Origin of the sequence: Flavobacterium sp. IMCC34852 (assembly GCF_030643905.1) — a bacterium.
Classification (GTDB): Bacteria; Bacteroidota; Bacteroidia; order Flavobacteriales; family Flavobacteriaceae; genus Flavobacterium; species Flavobacterium rivulicola.
This window is the reverse complement of the sequence record NZ_CP121446.1, coordinates 2355354-2376424: the sequence shown is the minus strand read 5'-3', so window position 1 is coordinate 2376424 and position 21071 is coordinate 2355354. Positions and strand designations below refer to the sequence as shown.

The window sequence follows — 21071 nt, the reverse complement described above, 5'->3', positions numbered from 1 at the left end:
TTATTGGTTCAAATAAAATTCCAGCTTTTCTTTAATGTTGTACAACGGCGTAGCAATCGCATTCACATATTGAAAATTCCCATCACGTTTGTTATCAATCGATAATTGAATCGGGCAGGCTTCACTTTGAATGGCATTGACTTTAAACTCATTTTGCAATTCATCATAAACCAAATAAGGCGCGCCGGAAGAACCAAAGCGGAAATAACCTTTAATCAAATAACGCAAGCCTTCGAGTATATAATTGCCGCCAATCCTTTCAGGGAAAATCGCAAAATGCTCCGTAAAGCCTTCGATTTGGGCTTTGTTCAATAGTTTTCCGACTTCACTGGTAGGCGAATTTTGCAGGCAATAGTAATGTTCCTGGACATCATTCAAAATCGCATAATCAATGGAAACACTAGGCATTGCGTGAATAATTTCTTTTGGTGTATTTACAATCCGGTACAATGCTATATCATCAGCGTAAAAAGCTTCCACTAGTTCCACTTCGACTAAAAATGTATGACGGTTAATGGCCGGTTCCGCAAAATAGTTTGCCGAAGAAAAATGCGCAGAAAGTTCGGGTTTATGATAAAAATGCTGGTCTTTGAATTGGACAATCAAATGGGCCTTGCAAATTTTTTTTTCCAAAAAAGTAACCCAACGTGTATCAAAATTAATTTGTTTGAGTGTCTCAACAGCAAACTGATAATCGCTTGGGTTATTGCTATTCCAATATCTTTTTTGAACGCTTTCGTCTAAGAGAAAGCAATTTAGAAATAACTGCTTTTGGGCTTCATTCAACTGAGGAAGAATTTCGTGGATAAAAATTCGCTCTTCAATCGACTTAAAAATCTTAGCTTCTGTCTTTAAATTGTGAGCCACAGAAAGAATGTAACCATTCCCGATATGAAAGGCGCAAATGTTGTTTTCAAAATGTCTTCTGTTGGGCTCATGACTGTTCTGGGTAAACATGATACGGAACAGTGGAGAAGTTTGCTCGTGAGTAAGTTCTAGTTGTTTCAAGAGTTTACTATTTTTCATAGGAAAGCGATTCGATGTTATAACTCAAATATACCAAACATATTCACTCAGCCGTTTTTTTGACCGATTATCTTATAAGTAACTGATTAATAATGGTTAAATAAATATATTAGAAAAAAAAGTGTTAAATTGCCATTGCCTCAAATTGTCAGTGGAGTCCAGAAACCACTCAAATCAACGGGGCAATACCGAAAAGCCACAAGAGTAGGAGTTTATTTAAATTAGAATCTTATGCCTAAATTTATTATCGAAAGAGAAATTCCGGGTGCCGGAGATTTAAACGCTGACCAATTAAAAGGAATTTCACAAGCCTCCTGCAGTGTTTTAAAAAACTTAGGTCCCGATATCCAATGGGTGGAAAGTTTTGTAACCGGCGATAAAATTTATTGTGTTTATTTGGCTCCGGATGAACAACTAATCTTAGAACACGCCAAGCAAGGTGGTTTCCCCGCTAATAAAATCTGTAAAGTGGTTAATACCATAAGTCCTATGACTGCTGAATAACCGGAAAACAGCAATTTTAAAATTTAAAGTTGCTGTTTTTTTATGCTTTCGAGTATCCTATATTTTTCAAACCAACCAATAACTATATAAAATGAATTTAAAACAATCACTACTCATTGCTGTGCTGATTAGTGCAGTAAGTCTGGGCGCTTGGGAAGGCTACTGGCGTTCACAGGGTTTCTACCCCAATATTGATGACAACAAAGATCTCTGGGCTGTGCAAAGGGACAAGGTCAAAAGTTTAACCAATGACGATGTCATCTTAATTGGTTCTTCTCGTGTTCTTTTTGATGTTCAAGTGGACGAATGGGAAAAAAGTACGGGAAGAAAACCCCTTCAGTTGGCTTCACCCGGTTCCTCACCCTTGCCGATTTTTCACGATTTAGTAGAGAAAACCGACTTCAAAGGAACGATTCTCGTAGGTGTCACACCCGGATTATTTTTTTCTACCACTTATCCTGAAGCTTCGCCTTGGAAGCGTCCGCAAACCAAAGTCGATTATTTTCACAATCGAACTTATGCCCAACAATTGAATCATTATATCTCCTTGCCTTTACAAAGTAATTTAGTAATGATGTCGGGCAGCGAAGAGGAATGGTCTGATGATATAGATTTAAAAGCTTTGCTGGGCCGAATCAAAATAGGGAACCGTACCGGAGAACCCGATTTTCCGCCTTTTTATAATTTTAATGATACCCGTGTCGACAGAAATACAACCATGACCGAACGTACCGCCAAAGACACTGCTTTTGCCAATTCTATTAAGAGAGTTTGGGGATTTTTTGGTAAAAGTGCGCCACCACCGGATAAAAAAAGTACTATGGCTTTCTTTTTAAAAGATTTAGAAAAGTTTAAAGCCAAAGGCGGAAAGGTAATTTTAGTCAGATGTCCATCTAGTGGAATGCTCAAAAAAGGCGAAGATATGGCTTTTCCTAGAGCTACTTTCTGGGATGAATTGGTAAAACAAGCACAGGTTAAAAGTTACTATTTTGAAGATTACAAACAACTACAGTTTGACTGCCCGGAATGGTCTCATTTATCTGCTCCCGACGCTCGAAAGTTTACCGTTGAGCTTCTTAAAATTATCAATGCCGATAATGGATTGTCTAACCCTAAAACCAATTAACCATGCTATTTAATTCTTTAAGTTTTGTCGTTTTTTTGGTCATAGTGTTAGCCCTGTATTATGCCAAATTTTTTAATTGGACGTTTAAAAAACGAATGTTACTTTTTGCCAGTTATGTTTTTTACGGATTGTGGAATCCGCCTTTGGTAATCTTGTTATGGATATCAACAGTAATCGATTGGATCACCGGAAAAGAATTGGCCGTAGAAGAAAACAAAAGAAAGCGATTATTTTGGTTGCTGCTCAGCATGTTTGTCAATTTGGGCTTCTTGTTCTTTTTCAAATACGGTAATTTTTTACTCGAAAATTTCACCGCCTTGGTGAATGCCATGGGAATGGATTACCATCCGCTTCCGATGGATATTATCTTGCCCATGGGTATTTCTTTCTACACTTTTCAAACGATGTCCTACACCATCGATATGTATTGGCGAAAAACAGAAAGGGTCAAAACTTTCTTGGACTTTGCCTTGTATGTGACCTTCTTTCCACAGTTGGTCGCCGGACCAATTGTTAGAGCAGGCGATTTGGTAACCCAATTTTATGAAGAAAAAAAAGCTACAGTCAACCAATTTATCTGGGGTTTGTTTTTGTTGACTATAGGCTTGTTTCAAAAAGTAGTCTTAGCCGATACCTTATTGTCTAAAACCTCGGATACCGTTTTCAATTCGGATAAAGTACTGAATACTTGGGATGCCTGGACCGGAACACTAGCTTTTTCCGGACAAATATTTTTCGATTTTGCCGGGTATTCTACTTGTGCTATCGGATTGGCCTTAATGCTGGGTTTTCACCTTACGGATAATTTTCGATACCCCTATGCAGCCATTGGTTTCTCTGATTTATGGCGAAGATGGCACATCTCTTTGTCGACTTGGTTAAGAGATTATTTATACATTCCGCTTGGCGGCAATCGAAAAGGCGTAGTGCGTATGTATGTCGCTTTAATGCTTACCATGTTATTAGGTGGTTTGTGGCACGGAGCAGCATGGACATTTGTGATTTGGGGTGCTTTGCATGGTCTTTTCTTGGTGGTTGAACGTTTGTTGAAGAATGTAATTACTATTAAAATAAACTTTTGGAACGGAATCATTTTGGCCTTGGCTACTTACATCTGTGTCAATTTTACTTGGGTTTTCTTCAGAGCTCGAAAGTTTGAAACCGCACAAAATATGATAGAGTCGATGTTGTTTATGCATGCTGATGGAGCGAAGGTTTTAGATACATTTTCGATTGTAAAAGTTTTTATGCTGATAGGCATAACTTTTATCTGTCATTGGATCATGAGAAATACTTCAATGGAAGCGGTCGCTCAAAAGAAGTCGCCTATAGTTTTAGGTCTGGTTTGGGCAGTAATGTTCTTCTTAATTGCTATAGCGCAGGGCAGTGGTGAGCAATTTATTTACTTCCAATTTTAATGGAATAGTACTGACAAAAAAGTCGCTTTTAAGCGGCTTTTTTTGTTTTATTATGGGTTGATATTAAGTAGTTTGGATTCATTCTTAGGTCTTTTTGAAGTACCTTTATAGTGATTTAAATCTATATAAAATGATTAGTCTTAAGAGTATCCAAACCGAAGTAGATGTATGTTATCTCTACAAAATTTTAGCGGAGCATGAAGAAGATGAAAATGTAGCTCATGTTTTCAGGCAGATGAGTGAGATAGAGCACAGTCATGCCTTGGCTTTTTTGGCCAAAAACAATTTAGAGGAATCGCATTTGCCCAAACCATCCGGAAGGGCTCGCACATTGCATTTGATCGGTAAGGTATTTGGCTATGATTATATTTTGGGTGTTTTATTGGACACCGAAAAAAGTGTTTCTTCTTCTATTATCAAAGCGCGAAAACAAACCGGAACCAAAGAATCTCTATCCGATACAGCTCATGTGACTATTTTAAAAAACATCCTAAGCAACAATAATCAGGTTTCCGGTGCTAATTTAGCTCGATTTGAAAAACGCCATCGTTCAGTAGGGGGAAATGCTTTGCGAGCCGCAGTCTTGGGAGGCAATGACGGTTTGGTGTCCAATTTTAGTTTGGTCATGGGAATTGCGGGCGCCACCAGTGGCCAAGAAGAAGTTTTATTGGCGGGTATGGCCGGCTTATTGGCCGGTGCGCTTTCAATGGCTTTAGGTGAATGGATATCGGTAAAGAGTTCACAGGAACTTTATGAAAACCAAATGCAACTGGAGTTGGAAGAACTGGAAACCAATCCGGAAGGAGAACAAAAAGAATTAGCACTCATTTATATGACCAAAGGTATCCCGGAAGTACAAGCCCAACAAATGGCTGCCGAAATCATGAAAAACAAAGGGCAAGCTCATGAAATGCTGATTAAAGAAGAGTTAGGCATCAACCCGGAAGATTTAAAAGGTTCTGCAATGGAAGCAGCGGTAACTTCTTTTTTACTTTTTGCTATCGGAGCCATTATCCCGGTATTTCCGTTTTTCTTTTGGGGTGGCATGCAGGCGGTCATTATCAGCACAGTTATGAGCGCCATCGGTTTGTTTTTAATTGGTGCGGCCATTACTTTATTTACCGGGAAAAGTGTATGGTTTTCCGGTTTTCGTCAGGTAGTTTTCGGATTGATAGCAGCTGCCATTACTTTCGGAATCGGAAAATGGATTGGGGTTTCCGTTATGGGATAAAAAAAGAGGTCTGAAAAGACCTCTTCAACTGTAAATTATTTTTATGCATTCAGCGTATAGCTTACACTGATTTTGGTATTCAATAGTTTTGAAATCGGACAGTTGGCTTCGGCATCTTTGACCAATTCGTCAAACTTTGCGTTGTCAATTCCGTCTACTTTTGCGGTCAGCGTTAGATTGGAGGCTACAATTGTTCCGTCTTCAAAAACAATTTCTGCTTCTGTTTTTAATTCGGTTGCCGTGAAACCGGCTGCTTGTAAGTTGAAAGCCAATTTCATCGAAAAACAGCCCGCATGTGCTGCACCTACTAATTCTTCAGGATTGGTTCCGACTCCTTCTTCAAAACGAGAACCAAAAGAATATTGTGTCTGATTTAAAACCGTACTTTGCGTAGTCAAATGACCTTTTCCGTCTTTACCTGAGCCGTTCCAAACGGCAGTTGCTCTTCTTTTCATACCTAAATTGTTATAATGTTATTTTGAAAGCCCTAATTTACTAAAAAGGCAACGTAGTAGCTGTTAACTTTTAATTAATTAAAATTTGCCTTAGTATTTTCCACTCAGCAATTCACCGCCAATAGCCGATTTAGCTTCGATGCCTAACTTCTTCATCATTTCATAGGTAGTACAAACGGCTGCGGAAGTCACCGGTATACCACATTCTGCCTGAATCAAATCAACCGCTTCCAACGATGGCATTTGCACACAGGCTGAAGCCACTATGACATCAACACCTGTTAAGTCTAAGCGTTTGTAGATTTCCAATAAATTCATCGGGTCTTGTGCCGCAACTTCCAAATTATCGGGTATTTCCAAAGCAATACTGTCGACTACTTCAAATCCTTGATGCTCGATATAATCTACAACCAAGTCAGTCAATGGTCGCATATAAGGCGTAATAATAGAAACTTTTTTAGCTCCCAATACTTTTAAACCGTTAATCAAAGCGCCGGCCGAAGTCACGATAGGCGTAGGGAAATCATTGGCCACTGTTTCTTGGTGTAAATTGACTTCCGAAACACAATGATACCCGCGTCCCATACTCATGATGGCTACCAAACAAGCATAACCCATCACATCAACGTGTGCATCCGACAATTCCTGAGCGCACTTCAAACTCATGGCATCCATGGCTTCGAGTTCTTCCTTGGTCACTTTTTTCATCCGCATGCGGCTGCTGTGAAACGTAAAACGCTCCGGTAATATGGTTTCTCTGGCCCTGAAAATGGCCGGTATTTCGGTTTCCATCGTCACGTTTGAGGATGGCACTATTTGTCCTATTCTGAATTTTTTGTTCATTTTGTTTCAAGTTTAAAGTTCCAAGTTGGTTACTGAGAACTTAAATGTTTGGGCGTTTCCCTATCGGGTCGGGCTTTCCGTTACAATCTTTTTAAAATACCACGGGTTTAAACCCATGGAAATTTAAAAAGGATTTTCACTACAATCCCTAACGCAACTTTTATTTATACCTGACAGCCACTGGCTGTCCTCCTCTTAATATCAAATCTAACGCAGTCTGTTTTTACTTAGAAATCTCTTTAACTGTATTCACTATTGTTCCTATTCCTTCCACCGTAGCTTCTACTACATCGCCATCGTGCAACCATTCTTGCGGATCACGTCCGGCACCAACCCCGGCCGGAGTTCCGGTCGCAATGATATCGCCCGGTTCTAAGGTGAAAACGATGCTCAAATCTTCAATCAAATCGTTGATGTTGAATAGTAAAAACTTCGTATTGGAGTTTTGTTTTTCCACACCGTTTACTTTTAAGGATAAGTTCAAATTGTGCGGATTTTCGATTTCGTCTTTGGTGACTAATATTGGTCCCATCGGCGCAAAAGTATCTTGTCCTTTGGAAACAATCCATTGACCTTCTCGGCGACAATCACGTGCCGAAATATCATTGATCACCGTATAACCGAAAACATAATCCAAAGCTTCTGCTTTAGGAACGTATTTTCCTTGTTTACCAATGACAACCGCCAATTCTACTTCCCAATCCAATTGCGAAGTCAGTTTGGTGTTCTTAATGATTTCGGTATTGGTTCCGGTAACCGTAGTGGGCGGTTTCGAAAAAATAATCGGTTTCTGCGGAAGCTTTCCTGTTGTGTCCAGTGTACGAGCGCTTTCCGCTACGTGTTCGGTATAATTCAAACCAATCCCAATAATGTTCTTTCTCGGTTTTTGAATGGGAGCAAGGAGCGTTACTTCGTCTAGGGAATAGCTTATTTCTTCAAAGAAATTTTCCGGTGTATCGGCTACCATATCGTTTAATTCTTCCACGATTTCAATGCCCATATCAATCAAATCGAGCATGTCACACGGAAGCGGGAAATTGGAAATCTCACCAAAGTCTTCCATATCGATGACTTGATTGTTGTGGAGGAAGCCTAAACGGGGTTCGGTGTCGGCAGTTTGATAGGTAAGTAGTTTCATCTAATATCAATTTTAATTGTGGTGGTTTGATTGTCTTTAGTTCGAATTTCTAATTCGTATGGTGTTTTATTATTTCTAAAATTTTTCAATTCTAATATATCACAAAAATCCATTTCACTTAAGATAAAATCACCTACTCGAATGATTTCATCTCCAAAGTGTAACTGATCTTCATAAGCTTTATCCCAAACATGACCAATGACAAACTTTTGATTGATAAGTGTTGGGGAATAAACGGGAAACACAGTGTCCAACAGTACTGTGGGAGTTGACTCTAAGTAAAACTTTTTATTTTTAAAATCAATGATAATATCACCGTATTCCAACAAATCCAAACCCAATCTTGAATTGTCATCATCCATAGTAGTTGTGATTAAATTTTCAAAGTCTGTTTGATTAATTCTTAGTGATTTGGCGCTCAATAGTATTTGTGCTTTAGGTGGTGGCGCACCAAACAAACCAATGTTAGAAGTCCCAAAACTTTTGTAGCGCTCAGATACGATTTTTTCTTTTGAAAAAGTACTATAAGCTCTATTTGACATTTCGTAAAATCCATCCATACCGGTATCTATCAAGGCATGTTCATATCCTTTTTCACCATTTTCACCGGTCAGGATTATTTCTATAAAGGGTGATTTTTGCTGGCCCAATAATGTTAGCTTAGTTCCTTTGGATTTTACATTGAGTTTTCGGATGTTATCAGTAACGGTTATTTTTTTATTTTTTAAACTAACTTTTAAAATAGAATTTTTGAATAAGTTACTGCCAATAAAACCATCTATTTTATAGCATTTAAGGATAAAATGTTCCTCCAAGTCAGTTACAAGAACCGCATTGTTTTCAAAATTAAGGTTGTTTAGTTTAATAGATTTAATAGAAACCATGTTCATGGTGTCGACCTGATTATTAGCGTCACTAATCGGAATTTTTTTAATATTTTCAGGGTTAATTTCTTTTGCCAATCTACTGGTTATCAAATTTGGTGCTCCGGTGTCTAATAAAAATTTGCAGACTTTGTTGTTAATGGTTACCGGAATTATGATTTTATGGTGAACCACTTCAATATCAATCTCCTCATAATATTCTTTTTCTTTGATACTTCCTTGGTCAAAAGATAGCGATTGGGCATTGATTTTAACGCATAGTAAAAAGAAAAGCACTAAGGCTTTCAATGACTTCTTATTTGTTACAAAGGACCATGCTAACTTGACAAACATTTACTTCTTTTTAAATAATTTTATAAGTGATAGTAACAATATGATTGAAAAGAAAACAATGTTGGCATAACCAACCACTACAGCGTTTTGATCTTCTTTTTGAATCAGATATATACCCAATAGAACAAAGCCAAAGGCTATGATTACTGAAAGAAGCAGTTTAAAGTTATTCATTTTTTAAGTGGTATAATCTGTGATTAACAAAGTTTTAAGGTGTATTTTTAATTATTTGATGTCCGTTGTTTTCTTCATATACTCTTCCTTGAAATAAGCCTAAGCCTTCAATCACCGGCAAATCGTTGAAGTTGAACAAGCAGGCATCTTCAGTATCCGATGCATTATGGTGTTCGTGCCAAGCCCAAGACGGAACACAGAAAATATCGCGCTCTTTCCAGTCAAAACGTTGTCCGTTAATAATGGTGTAACCGCTTCCTTTAGCACATTGGTATACAAAAGAACCGGTATGTTTGTGGGCTTTGCCTTTGAAACCGGCCGGTAACAATTGCATGGCCGCACCCATAGTTTGCATCACATGACCTCCGGTTAACGGATTGGAATATTGCATCAAAATTCCGTCGAAAGCATCAGGATGGTTGACAACTTGAGCGTCTAATAAAGCCGGATAGACTTTGCTCCAAGAATATTTAAATAAGGGTGAATAAGGTTTGTCCCATGATTTATCGGCAGGAATTAAACCTGCACAGCTGTAACTCAACGGCAAGTGGTTGATAGGTGCTACCAAAGGTTGCTTCCCGTCATACACCGCATAATCATTGGCTTCCAAAGCATTCACTAACGGAATGTCTAAACCGTCTTGCCAAATGCAGGTTTGGCCGTCTTCTTCTACGCCGTGTTCATGCCACGCTGAGTTTGGGGTAATCACAAAGTCGTTGACTTCCAACATTATTTTATTGCCGTCCACTACCGTGTAACCTTTAGAACCTTCCATGATAAAACGTAGGGCAGAAGCGCGGTGTCGGTGAGCTGAAGTGCTTTCGCCCGGGCGTGTAACCTGGATTCCGGTATATAACCAACCTACAGCAGCAGAAACGTCTTTGCGTTTGTCGTTGATTAAATAGACTACACGTCTTCCGGCTTGTTCGGGTGTTACGAGTTCGGAGGATTTTAACACCAGACTTCTTAAATCTTCATATTTCCAAAGCATTGGAACCGAATTGGCTCGAGGTTCCCAAGGTTCGATGTCGTTGGCTACTGTCCAAAGCGCACCGGCACCAAGGGCTTCGAGTTCTTTATAATAAGCTTCGAGTTCGGGGGTGTCTTGTACTCGGGCACGACCGATAACGTCGTCTGAATAGTTATTTGTTTCCATAGTTTTACTACTATCTTTTATTAAACTCTTCGTGATTGTCTACAAAGGTAATCTTTCTCGTTGGAGCGGTATTGACTCTTAAATCAAAAATATCAAAGCGGTTGTAATGTCCGAGAATGTCGTGCATTTGTTTCGGTTGGATGCATTTTTCTAAATCGATATCCGCATAAATAATACCTTCGTCATCAATTAGCGGTTCGCCAATCACAGCGCCATTCGGACCAATAAATCCTGAGAAGGCTGAGCTTTTACGCGTTAACAATTCATCCACATTCGGTACATCTTCGCGCAAAGCGTCTTTGATTTCTTGAGAAATGGTGGAACACGAAACAATCGTGAATAATTTACCCTCGAAAGAATGGGCTGCGGCTCGAATCTTTATTGCTTCCGCCATGTCATAATCGGGTGGCGCAACAGGTAGCGAAATATAGTTGGCAATGTGTACCAATTCGCCTTGTGATAATAAAGTAAATCGCGCTAAGGTATTTGTGTTTTCACCACATGCTAAGGTTCCAACCGGACCAACTTCAGTATCATACACTTTCAAAGAAGAACCGTCGCCTGAAGTCCACGTTAGTTTTTCGGCCCATGTTGGGACAAGCTTTCTGTGTTTACCGATGAGGTTTCCTTTATTGTCTATAATCAAATTGGTATTGTAAATTTCGCCATAGCTATCACCGCGTTCGTTGATACCAATAATAATGTGCATATTGTGGTCTTTCGCGGCTTGGAACAACGGTTGCATGCTTTCATCAGTAACGGCTACCGAGTTTTTATACAATTGCTCGTACCATTTACTGCCTTGCACCGGTGTCATAATCCAGTTCCAATAAGGATAACCGGCAATGAATACTTCGGGGAAAGCGATGAGTTGAGCACCATTTTCACCGGCTTCTTTAACGAAGGAAATTACTTTTTCAATCGTTTTTTCTACGTTGAGAAAAACGGGTGACGTTTGTACGGTGGCGGCTTTGAATTTTTTGAATTCCATTCTAAAATTATTTTAAATTATGAATAAGGAAAGCTTTTTCTTCATTTCCTCGTTGAAAGGTTCCGCTTTGATAGCATCTCTACCATTGCTGATGGCGACGTTGACCAACGTTACTTCTCCTTCCAAACAAGTGTTGCCTTGTTCGTCTTCAAAACGGAAACCGCAATTTACGGAGGCGCCGCCGAGTTTGATAACCCAAAGCTTTTTGGTTAAGACTTCGCCTAAGCGAGCCGCTTTTTTGAATTGGACTTTCAAATCGACCGTCGGAATCCCATTGGTTTCATGGATTTTGGAGAAAGGTCGGTCGAGTGCTTCTTCGAACCAGTCTTCGACTAAATCATTTAGCATTTCCAAGAATCGTGGATAGAAGACAATTCCGGCGTAATCGACGTGTTTGAAACGTATTTTTTCAGTTTTGGTAAAATAGTTGTTCATATATCTTTTTTTAGCCCCGATTATCTCACAATACTCTTATCTTTTATTTGAGTTCGATGAACACTTCGTGTTTGAAGTGGAAATCCTCGAAGAGATTGCAACGTATAGCGGGAAATAGCTCCTAATTTTTTAATTTAAATCGTTGTATTTTTCCGGTCTCTGTTTTAGGTAAAGCTTCGGTAAAATAAATCACTCTCGGATATTTATACGGCGCGGCTACTTCTTTGAACCAGTGTTGAATATGGTTTTTCATATTGTCGGTAGCTTTAGCTGGATCTTTTAATACAATATGGGCGCAAACTAACATGCCTCTTTCCACATCCGGTAACCCTACTACGGCACATTCGAGAATTTCTTCGTGGGTCAAAAGCACGCTTTCGACTTCAATGGCTGCAATGTTATAGCCCGAAGAAATAATCATATCATCGCCTCGGGCGACAAACCAAAAATAGCCTTCTTCATCTTGGCGGAAAATGTCTCCGGTGACATTCCAGCCGTTTTCTACGTATTCTTTTTGTTTGTCAATTCGGTTCAAATATTTGCAACCGGTGATGCCGCGAACGACTAATCTTCCGGGTTCGTTGGTTGGGACAGCGTTTCCGTTTTTATCTACAATTTTAGCTTCATAACCAGTAATAGCCACACCTGTGGCGCCGGGCTTCATATTGGCTTCATTAGAGGAGATAAAGATATGCAACATTTCGGTAGCGCCGATGCCATCGATGATTTTTAGTCCGGTCGCATTGTGCCAATCTTGCCAGACCTTTAACGGCAAAGTTTCTCCAGCGGAAACACATTTGCGCAAGCTGGAAATATCAAAATCGGCTACTTTGGTAGTGATGATTCGCCATGCGGTTGGTGCGGTAAAACAAATGGTTATTTTATAATCTTGAATCGCTTGTAAAAGCATGTCCGGACTTGGTTTTTCGATTAAGAAGGTCGAAGCACCGAAGTACATGGGGAACAAAACCAAGCCGCCGAGACCAAAGGTAAATCCGAGTGGCGGACTTCCCGTAAAGATGTCATCAGCTGTGGGTTGGAGTGAATATTGTGGAAATGCTTCGCAAATGTTTAGAATGTCTTTGTGGAAATGCGCGGTCATTTTAGGCAAACCTGTTGTACCCGAAGTAAAGCCGATTAAGGCAACGCTGTCGGATTTTGTATGGTAATTGGTGAAAGTTGTTGGTTTGTTTTGCATTAATACTTCCAACTGTGAATTGCCATAGAAACAAACACTTTGTAAATAGTCTGATTTGACCAAATGCATTTCGTCAGCCAAACTGTGGTCGCACAACGCATGAGAGATTTCGGCACAGTCAATGATGGTAGTCAGTTCTTTCGCACGCAATAAAGGCATAGTCGCCACAACGATGCCGCCGGCTTTTAAAATGGCGAACCAAACCGCCACCATCATTGGGTTGTTAGCAGAACGAATCAATACTCTGTTGCCTGATTTCAACCCTAAATCTTCAACTAATACATGCGCAATTTGATTGGCTTTTTCGAATAAATCTTGATAGGTCCAAGTGGTTTCAAAAGTGCGGATGCAAATGTTGTTGCCACGACCTTCTTTGATGTGGTTGTCCAAAAGTCTATCCACACAATTGAGCATTTCCGGTCGGTTGAACTGCGGCATATCTAAAAAGATATAATCCGGTTGCAGGTCTAAGCTCGGTAAATATTGGTGGGTAAAGTTGTCTTCGTAATGTTTCATTGTTCAGTACTTAATCGCTCAATGCTTAATCTTTTTTATTGCTTTTCGGTTTTAGCGCTTTTTTCATGCCTTCGGTTTGCTTTCTTTCGGCGGCTTTTAGCGGATAGAGATGTGAACTTCCTGCTTTGTATTGGTTTGGTATATCATTGGCTTCGAATTGCTCGTAGGCTTGTGCGTTGCGAACGAAATTGGCATCGGCTAATAACGGTCGACCCAGCGCCACCAAATCGGCTCTACCGTTTAAAATAATAGTGTTGATTTGGTCAATGTCTTGAATGTAGCCGGTGGTTATGGTTGGAATGTGAACTGTATTTCTCACTGCATCTGCAAAAGGTGTTTGCCACATTCTGCCGACTTGCGGTTTCTGATTCGCTACGGTATTTCCGGTAGAAACGTTGATGATATCGGCGCCGGCATTTTTAAAGGCTGTTGCTATAGTGATCACTTCTTCTTCAGTGATTCCGTTTTGTGCCCAATCCGAAGCGGAGATTCTTACTGACATGGGTTTGTGTGTTGGGAATACTTTTCGCATTTCCTTGAAAACCCTTAGCGGAAACTTCAATCGGTTTGCTATACTTCCGCCAAATTCATCGGTTCTGATATTCGTCAAAGGCGATAGGAAAGAGGCTAGAAGGAATCCGTGGTGCGCTTGTAATTCGATTAAATCAAAACCGGCGCGGTCGGCATTTTTGGTAGCTTGGACAAATTGGGAAACGATTAAATCCATGTCTTCGGAAGTCATCTCCCTTGGAACAGGAAGTTTGTCGTTAAACGCTATTGGCGAAGCCGAAAGTAAATCCCAAGGCAAATTGATCGGTTCGTTTTGTCCTTCCCAAGGTTTTTTGGTAGCGCCTTTTCGGCCTGAATGTCCTAATTGAATTCCGATTTTAGTTTGGGTGTTTTGATGGACGAAATCGGTTATTTTTTTCCAGTCAACTATTTGTTCCTGAGTGTAAATTCCGGCACAACCTAAAGTGATGCGTCCTGTTTCGGAAACGGCTGTCATTTCGGTAATGATTAGTCCGACACCTCCGGTGGCTCTGCTTCCGTAATGCACCAAATGCCAATCGGAAACTTTACCGTCAATGGCAGAGTATTGTCCCATTGGTGACATGACGATGCGGTTTTGTAATTCTAAATCACGTAATTTGAACTTAGTAAATGCCGCAGGCAAAATTTGATTATTGCTATTGAAATTGTCATTGAACTCTTGAAGGACTTTATCCGTAAATGATTTATCCCTTAGTCTTAAGTTTTCAAACGTTACTTTTTTGGAGCGTGTCATACAACCGAAAGCGAACTGATAGAACGGATGTTGGTTGTTTCTATCCATATGTTCAAACCAATCGAGCGAAACCAAAGCAGCGTGCTGTATCATTTCTACTGTATTTCTGCGGGTTTTATCGTATTGTTCGAATGCGGCTTGCACGTTGTTCGGATTCGCAATTACCGCATCGGATAACCCAATAGCGCAATCCATCGCCAATTTGGTGCCCGAACCGATAGAGTAGTGCGCGGTAGCTTTGGCATCGCCTAACAAAACGATATTGTTGTGAAACCATTTTTCATTGGTTACATGCGGAAACTGACGCCAATGGGATTTGTTGGAAATCAATGGATGTCCGTCGAGTTCTTCTTTGAAAATTTCTGCAATTTTAGCCATCGTATCGGCTTCATTGGTCACTTCGAAGCCATGTTTTTGCCAAGTTTCATCGCTGCATTCAAATATCCAGGTACTCATGCCTTCTTCGTATTGATAGGAATGGGCAACCATTACGCCATGTGGTGTAGTTCTGAAGAAATAGGTGAAAGCATCTAACGGTTTGGTTGAGCCTAACCATACAAAGCGGTTTTTCTTTAACGTGATTTTGGTTCCGAATGCTGATTCGTATTGTGTTCTGATTCCACTGGCAATTCCGTCTGAAGCCAAGATAATGTCGGCGTCTTGGTATTGACTTAAGTTATCAATATTCTGTTCAAAATGAAGATTCACGCCTTCTTCACGACAGCGCTGGTGTAATAATTTGAGTAATGTTTTTCGGGAACAACCGCAAAAACCGTTTCCTGCGATGCTGACTCCTTGTCCGTCACGGGCAACAATGATATCGTCCCAATAGGCAAATTTACTTCGAATTAACTCATACGATTGCATGTCGCGTTTAAGGAATTCGCCCAGAGTTTCATCAGAGAAGACTACGCCAAAACCAAAACTATCGTCGGGTTTGTTGCGTTCGTACACGTCGATTTGGCAATGAGGCATTGCTTTTTTAGTTAGTATCGAAAAGTAAAGTCCGCCCGGACCGCCACCTATAACTGCTATTTTCATTCTTTTTAAAGGTTCTAAGGCTCTGAGGTTTTAAGGTTCTAAGGTTAGCCTCTTTTGATGGAGAACAATTCTCCTAATTTGGCATAATTAGAACCGGCTAATCTCGAGATGGGTTTATAGGTTTCTAAATTGATTTTGTAATGGTCTAACAACACTTCGTCGTCAAAATGCATCATTACGATTCTACCGATAATGATACAAGCACCGCCGTTTTTATGGTCTTCGAGGAAGTAATGGTGTACCAGTTCGCATTCGAAAGTAATTGGACTTTCTTTGACGCGCATGGGTTTCACTTTTAAAGATGCTATTGGTGTAACACCTGCTAATTCGAATTCGTCCACTTCAGACGGAACCGATTGTGCGGTGGTATTCATTTGCTCTGCTAATTCTTCCGTTACCATATTTACTACGAACTGCTTGGTCGCTAAGACATTGTTTAGCGTGTCTTTATTGGTGTTGTTGCCTCTTCCGGCGGCAAACATTACGTGAGGCGGATCTTCGCCAACGGCATTGAAATAGGAGAAAGGCGCTAAGTTGTTGATGCCATCTTCACTAATGGAAGAAATCCACCCGATAGGTCTAGGGATAATGGCGCCGGTTAGTAGTTTGTAAACAGCCGAATACTCGAGCTCGTTAGGATCAAATAGCATGTTGTTGTTTGTTTACTACAAATTAAAGCTATTTTTTTTAGATTTTTTTAACTGATTGCTATTTTGTAAAGGGAAAACTTGAGAATAATGCATAACACCACCAACGGCATTTGCCATTAACAGTGATAAGGCTATCTGACAATAAAATGAGCATTTAAAGGCTTGTTTTATGACAGCAACTAAGCGTTTTCTTTTTCGTGAATTTTAAAAGCTTTTTTGACCAATGATACTATGGTAGTCGCGATTATGGCGCCTAGAAATGCTAAGAAAATATCTTTTTGCGCATCCCAAATATCGCCTTGAGTTCCGAGGTAAGCAACGCCTTGTGCCGGGAAGAATAAATCGGCTACAGCCCATTCTATCAATTCATAAAAACCGCTTATGGAAAGGGTAATTTCAATAGGCAAGACCCACGCCACCATATTGGGGTATTTGACCCATTTTAAGAACAATTCTCTCATGGGGTAAGCTAATAAGAATCCGAAACTAAAGTGTACTATTCGATCGTAATGATTGCGTTCCCAACCCATATAATCCTTGAGCCAATAGCCAAAAGGGTTTTCGGCATAAGTGTATTTGGCGCCATAAACATGCAGGCAGAGGTAGACGCAAATGAGCAAATAGGAAAGGTCGCTGAATTGGTATTTTTTATAAGTAACCAATAAAAAGACAAAGAACAAAACTGTCAAGGTGTTTTCGAGCAACCAGTTGTTCATGTCGTTGGTTCCGATTAGCGTGCTTATCCAAATGATGGTGAATACACTCAGGAAAACCCACAACCATGGGTTTTTGTTGAACGGAGTTCTTGTGGGTGAAATAGCGATAGTAAATGGCATTTTTATTGTGTTTGATTAGCTAAAGTAATAATATTTTTCAGTTGTAGTTTTAAAGAGGTTGTCAAAACGATTGTAAAAGACATACTTTGTTCAAAATTATTATATATCTAATAAAAACCCAATAAAATTAATGCTTCTGTAATTTTTTACTAAAAAAATTATCAAAAACACTTTTGTATATTTGCTAAATAAGTATATTTATGCAAAATTTATATATATGGAAATTTTAGCTTGTCCCAAATGCCTAAGTGATGCCATAGTCAAAAGTGGCGTCATCAAAGACAGACAAAGGTTTTTATGCAAAAAATGCAATTACTACTTCACCGTTAACAAACTGGGTAAAAAGATAGACAGTTACTATGTAACCAAAGCTTTGCAGTTATATCTGGAAGGCTTAAGTTACAGAGAAATCGAACGAATTATAGGGGTTTCGCATGTTACTGTTAGTAACTGGGTCAAGGAGTTTAAAATTTCCAAGCCCAATCATACCGATTATCACCCAACTTATAAGATATACAATCATTTAGAACTCGTTGAGTTTCTAAAAAATAAGGAAGTTCTCAAAGGTGCCGGGATGATTATAACAGAGTTAGGAGATAAGTTTATGCTGATAAAATGGGAACGATTTAAAGATTAGCTATAGTATTTTACAATAATATATATCATAATTTTTTTCATTGGTAAATTGTTAGAATTTGGCCGAACAAAACATAACCAAAACCAACAATTCAAATTATGAAAAAACTATTATTATTAACGTTTGCAATAGGCTCTTTTTCGGGTCAGGCGCAAACCACTACTGCGCCGGCAGCTACTCCTGCAACGCCAGCCAAAGAATGGGACGTAAGTGTGTACGGTTTTATTCGAACTGATTACATTTGGGATACTCGACGTTCCGCACAAGTACGTGAGTACAACTTAAACCTTTACCCGTTAGACGAACAACTAGATGCCAACGGAGATGATTTAAACGATGCCGGTGCTTCCAACTTTTTATCGGTAGTGTCTCGTTTAGGTGTTAAAGCTAAAGGTCCAAATGTTTGGGGAGCCAAAACCTCAGGAACATTAGAAGGTGATTTTTTTGGAAACACTGAAGCTTCTATCGGTTTATTTCGTTTGCGTCACGCTTATGTAACCCTTGATTGGGAAAAAACGAGTTTGACCTTGGGACAAACTTGGTATCCGACTTTTATTCCGGAGGTTTTTCCGGGTGTTGCCAACTTCAGTACCGGAATTATGTTTAATCCTTTTGGATGGGTTTCTCAGGCGAAAATCAAACAAAACTTTACCAAAGAATTATCTTTTGCTTTGACCGCTTACAAGGAAAGAGAGTTCACCACAGCTACTGCCACAGGCGGAACACAAAACTCAGCTTCTTTTAATTCACCTTTGCCAACGCTACACGGGCAATTCCAATTCAAAAACACCAACTGGATAGCCGGATTGGGATTTGAATACAAATCATTACAACCGTTAACAGTAAGCAATGGGTTAGCCACTTCGGAGAAAGTCAATACCACTTCAGTTGTAGGTTACTTCAAATACAACAATGACAAATTCCACATCAAAGCTTACGGAATCAGCGGTAAAAACATGTACAACTTAGTAATGTTGGGTGGTTTTGCAGGCTATGCGGATCCTAACGGCGGAGTGGAAACTTATGAAGGAATCAAAACCACCGCCATGTGGGTAGATATTGCCGGTAACGGTAAAAGTGTAGCTCCGGGATTGTTCTTTGGATATACTAAAACAGACGGGGTTAGTAAAGACAACCCAACCACGCTCTACGGAAGAGGTTTTGCAGGAACTCGTGGCGTTGACAACGTAATGAGAATTTCGGGTAGAGTAGATTTCAAACAAAACAAATTCAGAGTAACTCCTGAAATAGAATACACAGGAGCCACATGGGGAGATATAAAACCCGATGCTACTTTTGATGGCAACAATAAGGAAGTGGGCAATTTCAGAGCCATGATTTCTTGTGCTTACAGTTTTTAATAACCAACCAATTTATATAGTATGAGCGATAAAAAAACAAAAGGAATTTGGAAAGTTATTTCCGCTTCCTCAATGGGAACCATGATTGAATGGTATGATTTTTACATCTTCGGTAGTTTGGCCGTAGTGTTATCAACTAAATTTTTCCCTACAGACAACCCAACAGCTGCGTTCTTGTCAACCTTGGCCACCTTTGCAGCAGGTTTCGTAGTGCGTCCTTTCGGAGCATTATTCTTTGGTCGATTAGGAGACCTTATTGGAAGAAAGTACACTTTTATGGTTACTTTGATGTTAATGGGTGGTGCGACCTTCGTAATTGGGTGTATTCCAAGTTATGAGACCATTGGTTTTGCCGCACCAATTTTAGTCTTAATCCTTCGTTTACTACAAGGGCTTGCACTTGGAGGAGAATACGGAGGAGCTGCAACCTATGTAGCAGAACACGCACCAAAAGGCGAAAAAGGCTATTGGACATCGTGGATTCAAACCACTGCTACCGTAGGTTTATTTATTTCCTTGATGGTGATTTTAATTACTAAAAGTGTTTTGTCTAAAGAAGCCTTTGATGAATGGGGATGGAGAGTTCCGTTTTGGGTATCAATTCTGATGGTATACGTGTCTTACATGATTCGTAAAAACATGGAAGAATCACCCGTTTTTGCCAAAGCCAAATCAGAAGGAAAAACTTCAACCAATCCGTTAAAAGAAAGTTTTGGTCACAAATACAACTTAAAATTTGTCTTATTGGCTTTATTCGGAGCGACTATGGGACAAGGTGTAGTTTGGTATACCGGACAATTCTACGCGATGAACTTCTTAAAAACTGTACAAAGTATCGACTCGTCTCAAGTAGATATGCTATTGGGTATCGCCTTAATCTTAGGCACACCTTTCTTCGTGGTCTTTGGTTGGTTGAGTGACAAATGGGGCAGAAAATCAATTATGATGGCGGGAATGTTATTGGCTATTTTCTTATACCGACCAATATATAGAGCCATGTATAACAGCACCGATTTGACTAAGAAAACAGAAATCGCTGCCAATACTAAAGTAGTACCTTCGTTTAAAGAAATCGATGCTACTAAATCAGACTCTATCTACACTACTACAAAAGAATATACTGACGGAACCAAAGTAGAAGAAATCAAAACCCTGCATTTCGAAGCCGGAAAATTAATGGTAGACGACAAAGGAAAAGATAAAATCGAAACTAAAGTCACTAAAACCATCAACAGCACCGACAAATGGTTCTTGGTATTGATGGTATTCATTCAAGTAATCTTTGTAACGATGGTGTACGGTCCAATCGCGGCTTTCTTAGTAGAAATGTTCCCGGTTAAAATCAGATATACTTCGATGTCGTTGCCTTATCACGTTGGAAATGGTATATTTGGAGGATTACTGCCAGCCATTTCAACCTACTTTGTAACCCAATCCAAAGAAGCCGGTGATGTAGAGTTTTACCTCGAAGGATTATGGTATCCGATTGGAATCGCTGCCGTATGTTTTGTCATCGGGATGATTTACATCGACAGAAAAATTAATACACTTCACGACTAAAACAGACATTATGAACACAGTAAAAAAGATTTTAGGGATTGTTTGGATAGCCTTAGCCGTAGCCGTGGCTTACTACGCAATTGGTATTTTCGGAGGCAAATTAACCTCAGGAAAACAAGATGATTTGGTTTTCGGGATAATTATATTTTTTGTATTATTACCTTTGATTGTAACCGGATTAACCATCTTTGGATGGTATGCTCTCACTAATGAATATGAAGATTAAACAAAAATAGTTTATTGGTTGCCTCAAGCTCTTAATTCGTTAAGGGC

The 21071-nt window shown here is 39.6% G+C and carries 20 protein-coding genes; 8 read left to right on the top strand and 12 right to left on the bottom strand.

The features are described from left to right. On the bottom strand, positions 1-1026 hold the full coding sequence (locus P7V56_RS10275) for a hypothetical protein (protein ID WP_171221749.1): 1026 nt from the start codon (positions 1024-1026) through the stop codon (positions 1-3). A gap of 231 nt (positions 1027-1257) precedes the next feature. Between P7V56_RS10275 and P7V56_RS10270 the strand changes: the two genes are divergently transcribed. The 4 genes from P7V56_RS10270 to P7V56_RS10255 all read left to right on the top strand — a co-directional run bounded on the left by P7V56_RS10270 (position 1258) and on the right by P7V56_RS10255 (position 5305). After that, positions 1258-1530, top strand: coding sequence for a DUF4242 domain-containing protein (locus tag P7V56_RS10270; RefSeq protein WP_171221748.1), 273 nt, complete (start codon positions 1258-1260; stop codon positions 1528-1530). A gap of 91 nt (positions 1531-1621) precedes the next feature. Beyond that, a complete protein-coding gene (locus P7V56_RS10265; protein WP_171221747.1) occupies positions 1622-2656 on the top strand; it encodes a hypothetical protein in 1035 nt (344 codons plus the stop codon). Between the two features lie 95 nt (positions 2657-2751). Then, entirely contained in the window at positions 2752-4074 is a 1323-nt protein-coding gene (locus P7V56_RS10260) for an MBOAT family O-acyltransferase (protein WP_240976595.1), read from the top strand. Positions 4075-4204: 130 nt separating this feature from the next. Continuing rightward, complete coding sequence (locus P7V56_RS10255; RefSeq protein ID WP_205959333.1) at positions 4205-5305, top strand: VIT1/CCC1 transporter family protein; 1101 nt, start codon at positions 4205-4207, stop codon at positions 5303-5305. A gap of 41 nt (positions 5306-5346) precedes the next feature. On the opposite strand, the gene P7V56_RS10250 is transcribed toward P7V56_RS10255, so the two are convergent. The 11 genes from P7V56_RS10250 to P7V56_RS10200 all read right to left on the bottom strand — a co-directional run bounded on the left by P7V56_RS10250 (position 5347) and on the right by P7V56_RS10200 (position 17240). After that, positions 5347-5760 (bottom strand): OsmC family protein, encoded by a 414-nt coding sequence (locus P7V56_RS10250; protein ID WP_171221745.1) that lies wholly within the window; start codon positions 5758-5760, stop codon positions 5347-5349. 90 nt (positions 5761-5850) lie between these two features. Then, on the bottom strand, positions 5851-6603 hold the full coding sequence (locus P7V56_RS10245) for a maleate cis-trans isomerase family protein (RefSeq protein WP_304986220.1): 753 nt from the start codon (positions 6601-6603) through the stop codon (positions 5851-5853). A gap of 223 nt (positions 6604-6826) precedes the next feature. Continuing rightward, on the bottom strand, positions 6827-7741 hold the full coding sequence (locus P7V56_RS10240; protein ID WP_171221744.1) for a fumarylacetoacetate hydrolase family protein: 915 nt from the start codon (positions 7739-7741) through the stop codon (positions 6827-6829). After that, positions 7738-8958 carry a retropepsin-like aspartic protease gene (locus P7V56_RS10235; protein ID WP_171221743.1) on the bottom strand — a complete coding sequence of 407 codons (1221 nt, stop codon included), beginning with the start codon at positions 8956-8958 and terminating at the stop codon, positions 7738-7740. Before P7V56_RS10235 ends, P7V56_RS10240 begins: the two co-directional genes overlap by 4 nt. A 208-nt stretch (positions 8959-9166) precedes the next feature. Beyond that, positions 9167-10288: a cupin domain-containing protein gene (locus tag P7V56_RS10230; RefSeq protein ID WP_171221742.1), complete on the bottom strand. Its 1122-nt coding sequence runs from the start codon at positions 10286-10288 to the stop codon at positions 9167-9169. Between the two features lie 10 nt (positions 10289-10298). Continuing rightward, the gene (locus P7V56_RS10225) at positions 10299-11279 is read right to left on the bottom strand and encodes a carbon-nitrogen hydrolase family protein (RefSeq protein ID WP_171221741.1); all 981 of its coding nucleotides are present in this window, start codon (positions 11277-11279) and stop codon (positions 10299-10301) included. 12 nt (positions 11280-11291) lie between these two features. Beyond that, on the bottom strand, positions 11292-11714 hold the full coding sequence (locus P7V56_RS10220; protein WP_171221740.1) for an acyl-CoA thioesterase: 423 nt from the start codon (positions 11712-11714) through the stop codon (positions 11292-11294). 121 nt (positions 11715-11835) lie between these two features. Further along, positions 11836-13428, bottom strand: a complete 1593-nt coding sequence (locus tag P7V56_RS10215; protein ID WP_171221739.1) for an AMP-binding protein — start codon at positions 13426-13428, stop codon at positions 11836-11838. Between the two features lie 25 nt (positions 13429-13453). Further along, positions 13454-15754: an oxidoreductase gene (locus P7V56_RS10210; protein ID WP_171221738.1), complete on the bottom strand. Its 2301-nt coding sequence runs from the start codon at positions 15752-15754 to the stop codon at positions 13454-13456. A 44-nt stretch (positions 15755-15798) separates the two neighbouring features. After that, positions 15799-16404, bottom strand: a complete 606-nt coding sequence (locus P7V56_RS10205; protein ID WP_171221737.1) for a flavin reductase family protein — start codon at positions 16402-16404, stop codon at positions 15799-15801. A gap of 179 nt (positions 16405-16583) precedes the next feature. Next, positions 16584-17240: a DUF2238 domain-containing protein gene (locus tag P7V56_RS10200; RefSeq protein ID WP_171221736.1), complete on the bottom strand. Its 657-nt coding sequence runs from the start codon at positions 17238-17240 to the stop codon at positions 16584-16586. Between the two features lie 217 nt (positions 17241-17457). Between P7V56_RS10200 and P7V56_RS10195 the strand changes: the two genes are divergently transcribed. The 4 genes from P7V56_RS10195 (at position 17458) to P7V56_RS10180 (ending at position 21024) form a co-directional block, all read left to right on the top strand. Continuing rightward, complete coding sequence (locus P7V56_RS10195; RefSeq protein ID WP_171221735.1) at positions 17458-17877, top strand: IS1/IS1595 family N-terminal zinc-binding domain-containing protein; 420 nt, start codon at positions 17458-17460, stop codon at positions 17875-17877. Between the two features lie 98 nt (positions 17878-17975). Continuing rightward, the gene (locus tag P7V56_RS10190) at positions 17976-19238 is read left to right on the top strand and encodes a DcaP family trimeric outer membrane transporter (protein WP_171221734.1); all 1263 of its coding nucleotides are present in this window, start codon (positions 17976-17978) and stop codon (positions 19236-19238) included. A gap of 21 nt (positions 19239-19259) precedes the next feature. Then, positions 19260-20798, top strand: coding sequence for an MFS transporter (locus tag P7V56_RS10185; protein ID WP_171221733.1), 1539 nt, complete (start codon positions 19260-19262; stop codon positions 20796-20798). 10 nt (positions 20799-20808) lie between these two features. Further along, on the top strand, positions 20809-21024 hold the full coding sequence (locus P7V56_RS10180; protein WP_171221732.1) for a DUF6814 family protein: 216 nt from the start codon (positions 20809-20811) through the stop codon (positions 21022-21024). Positions 21025-21071: the final 47 nt, after the last annotated feature.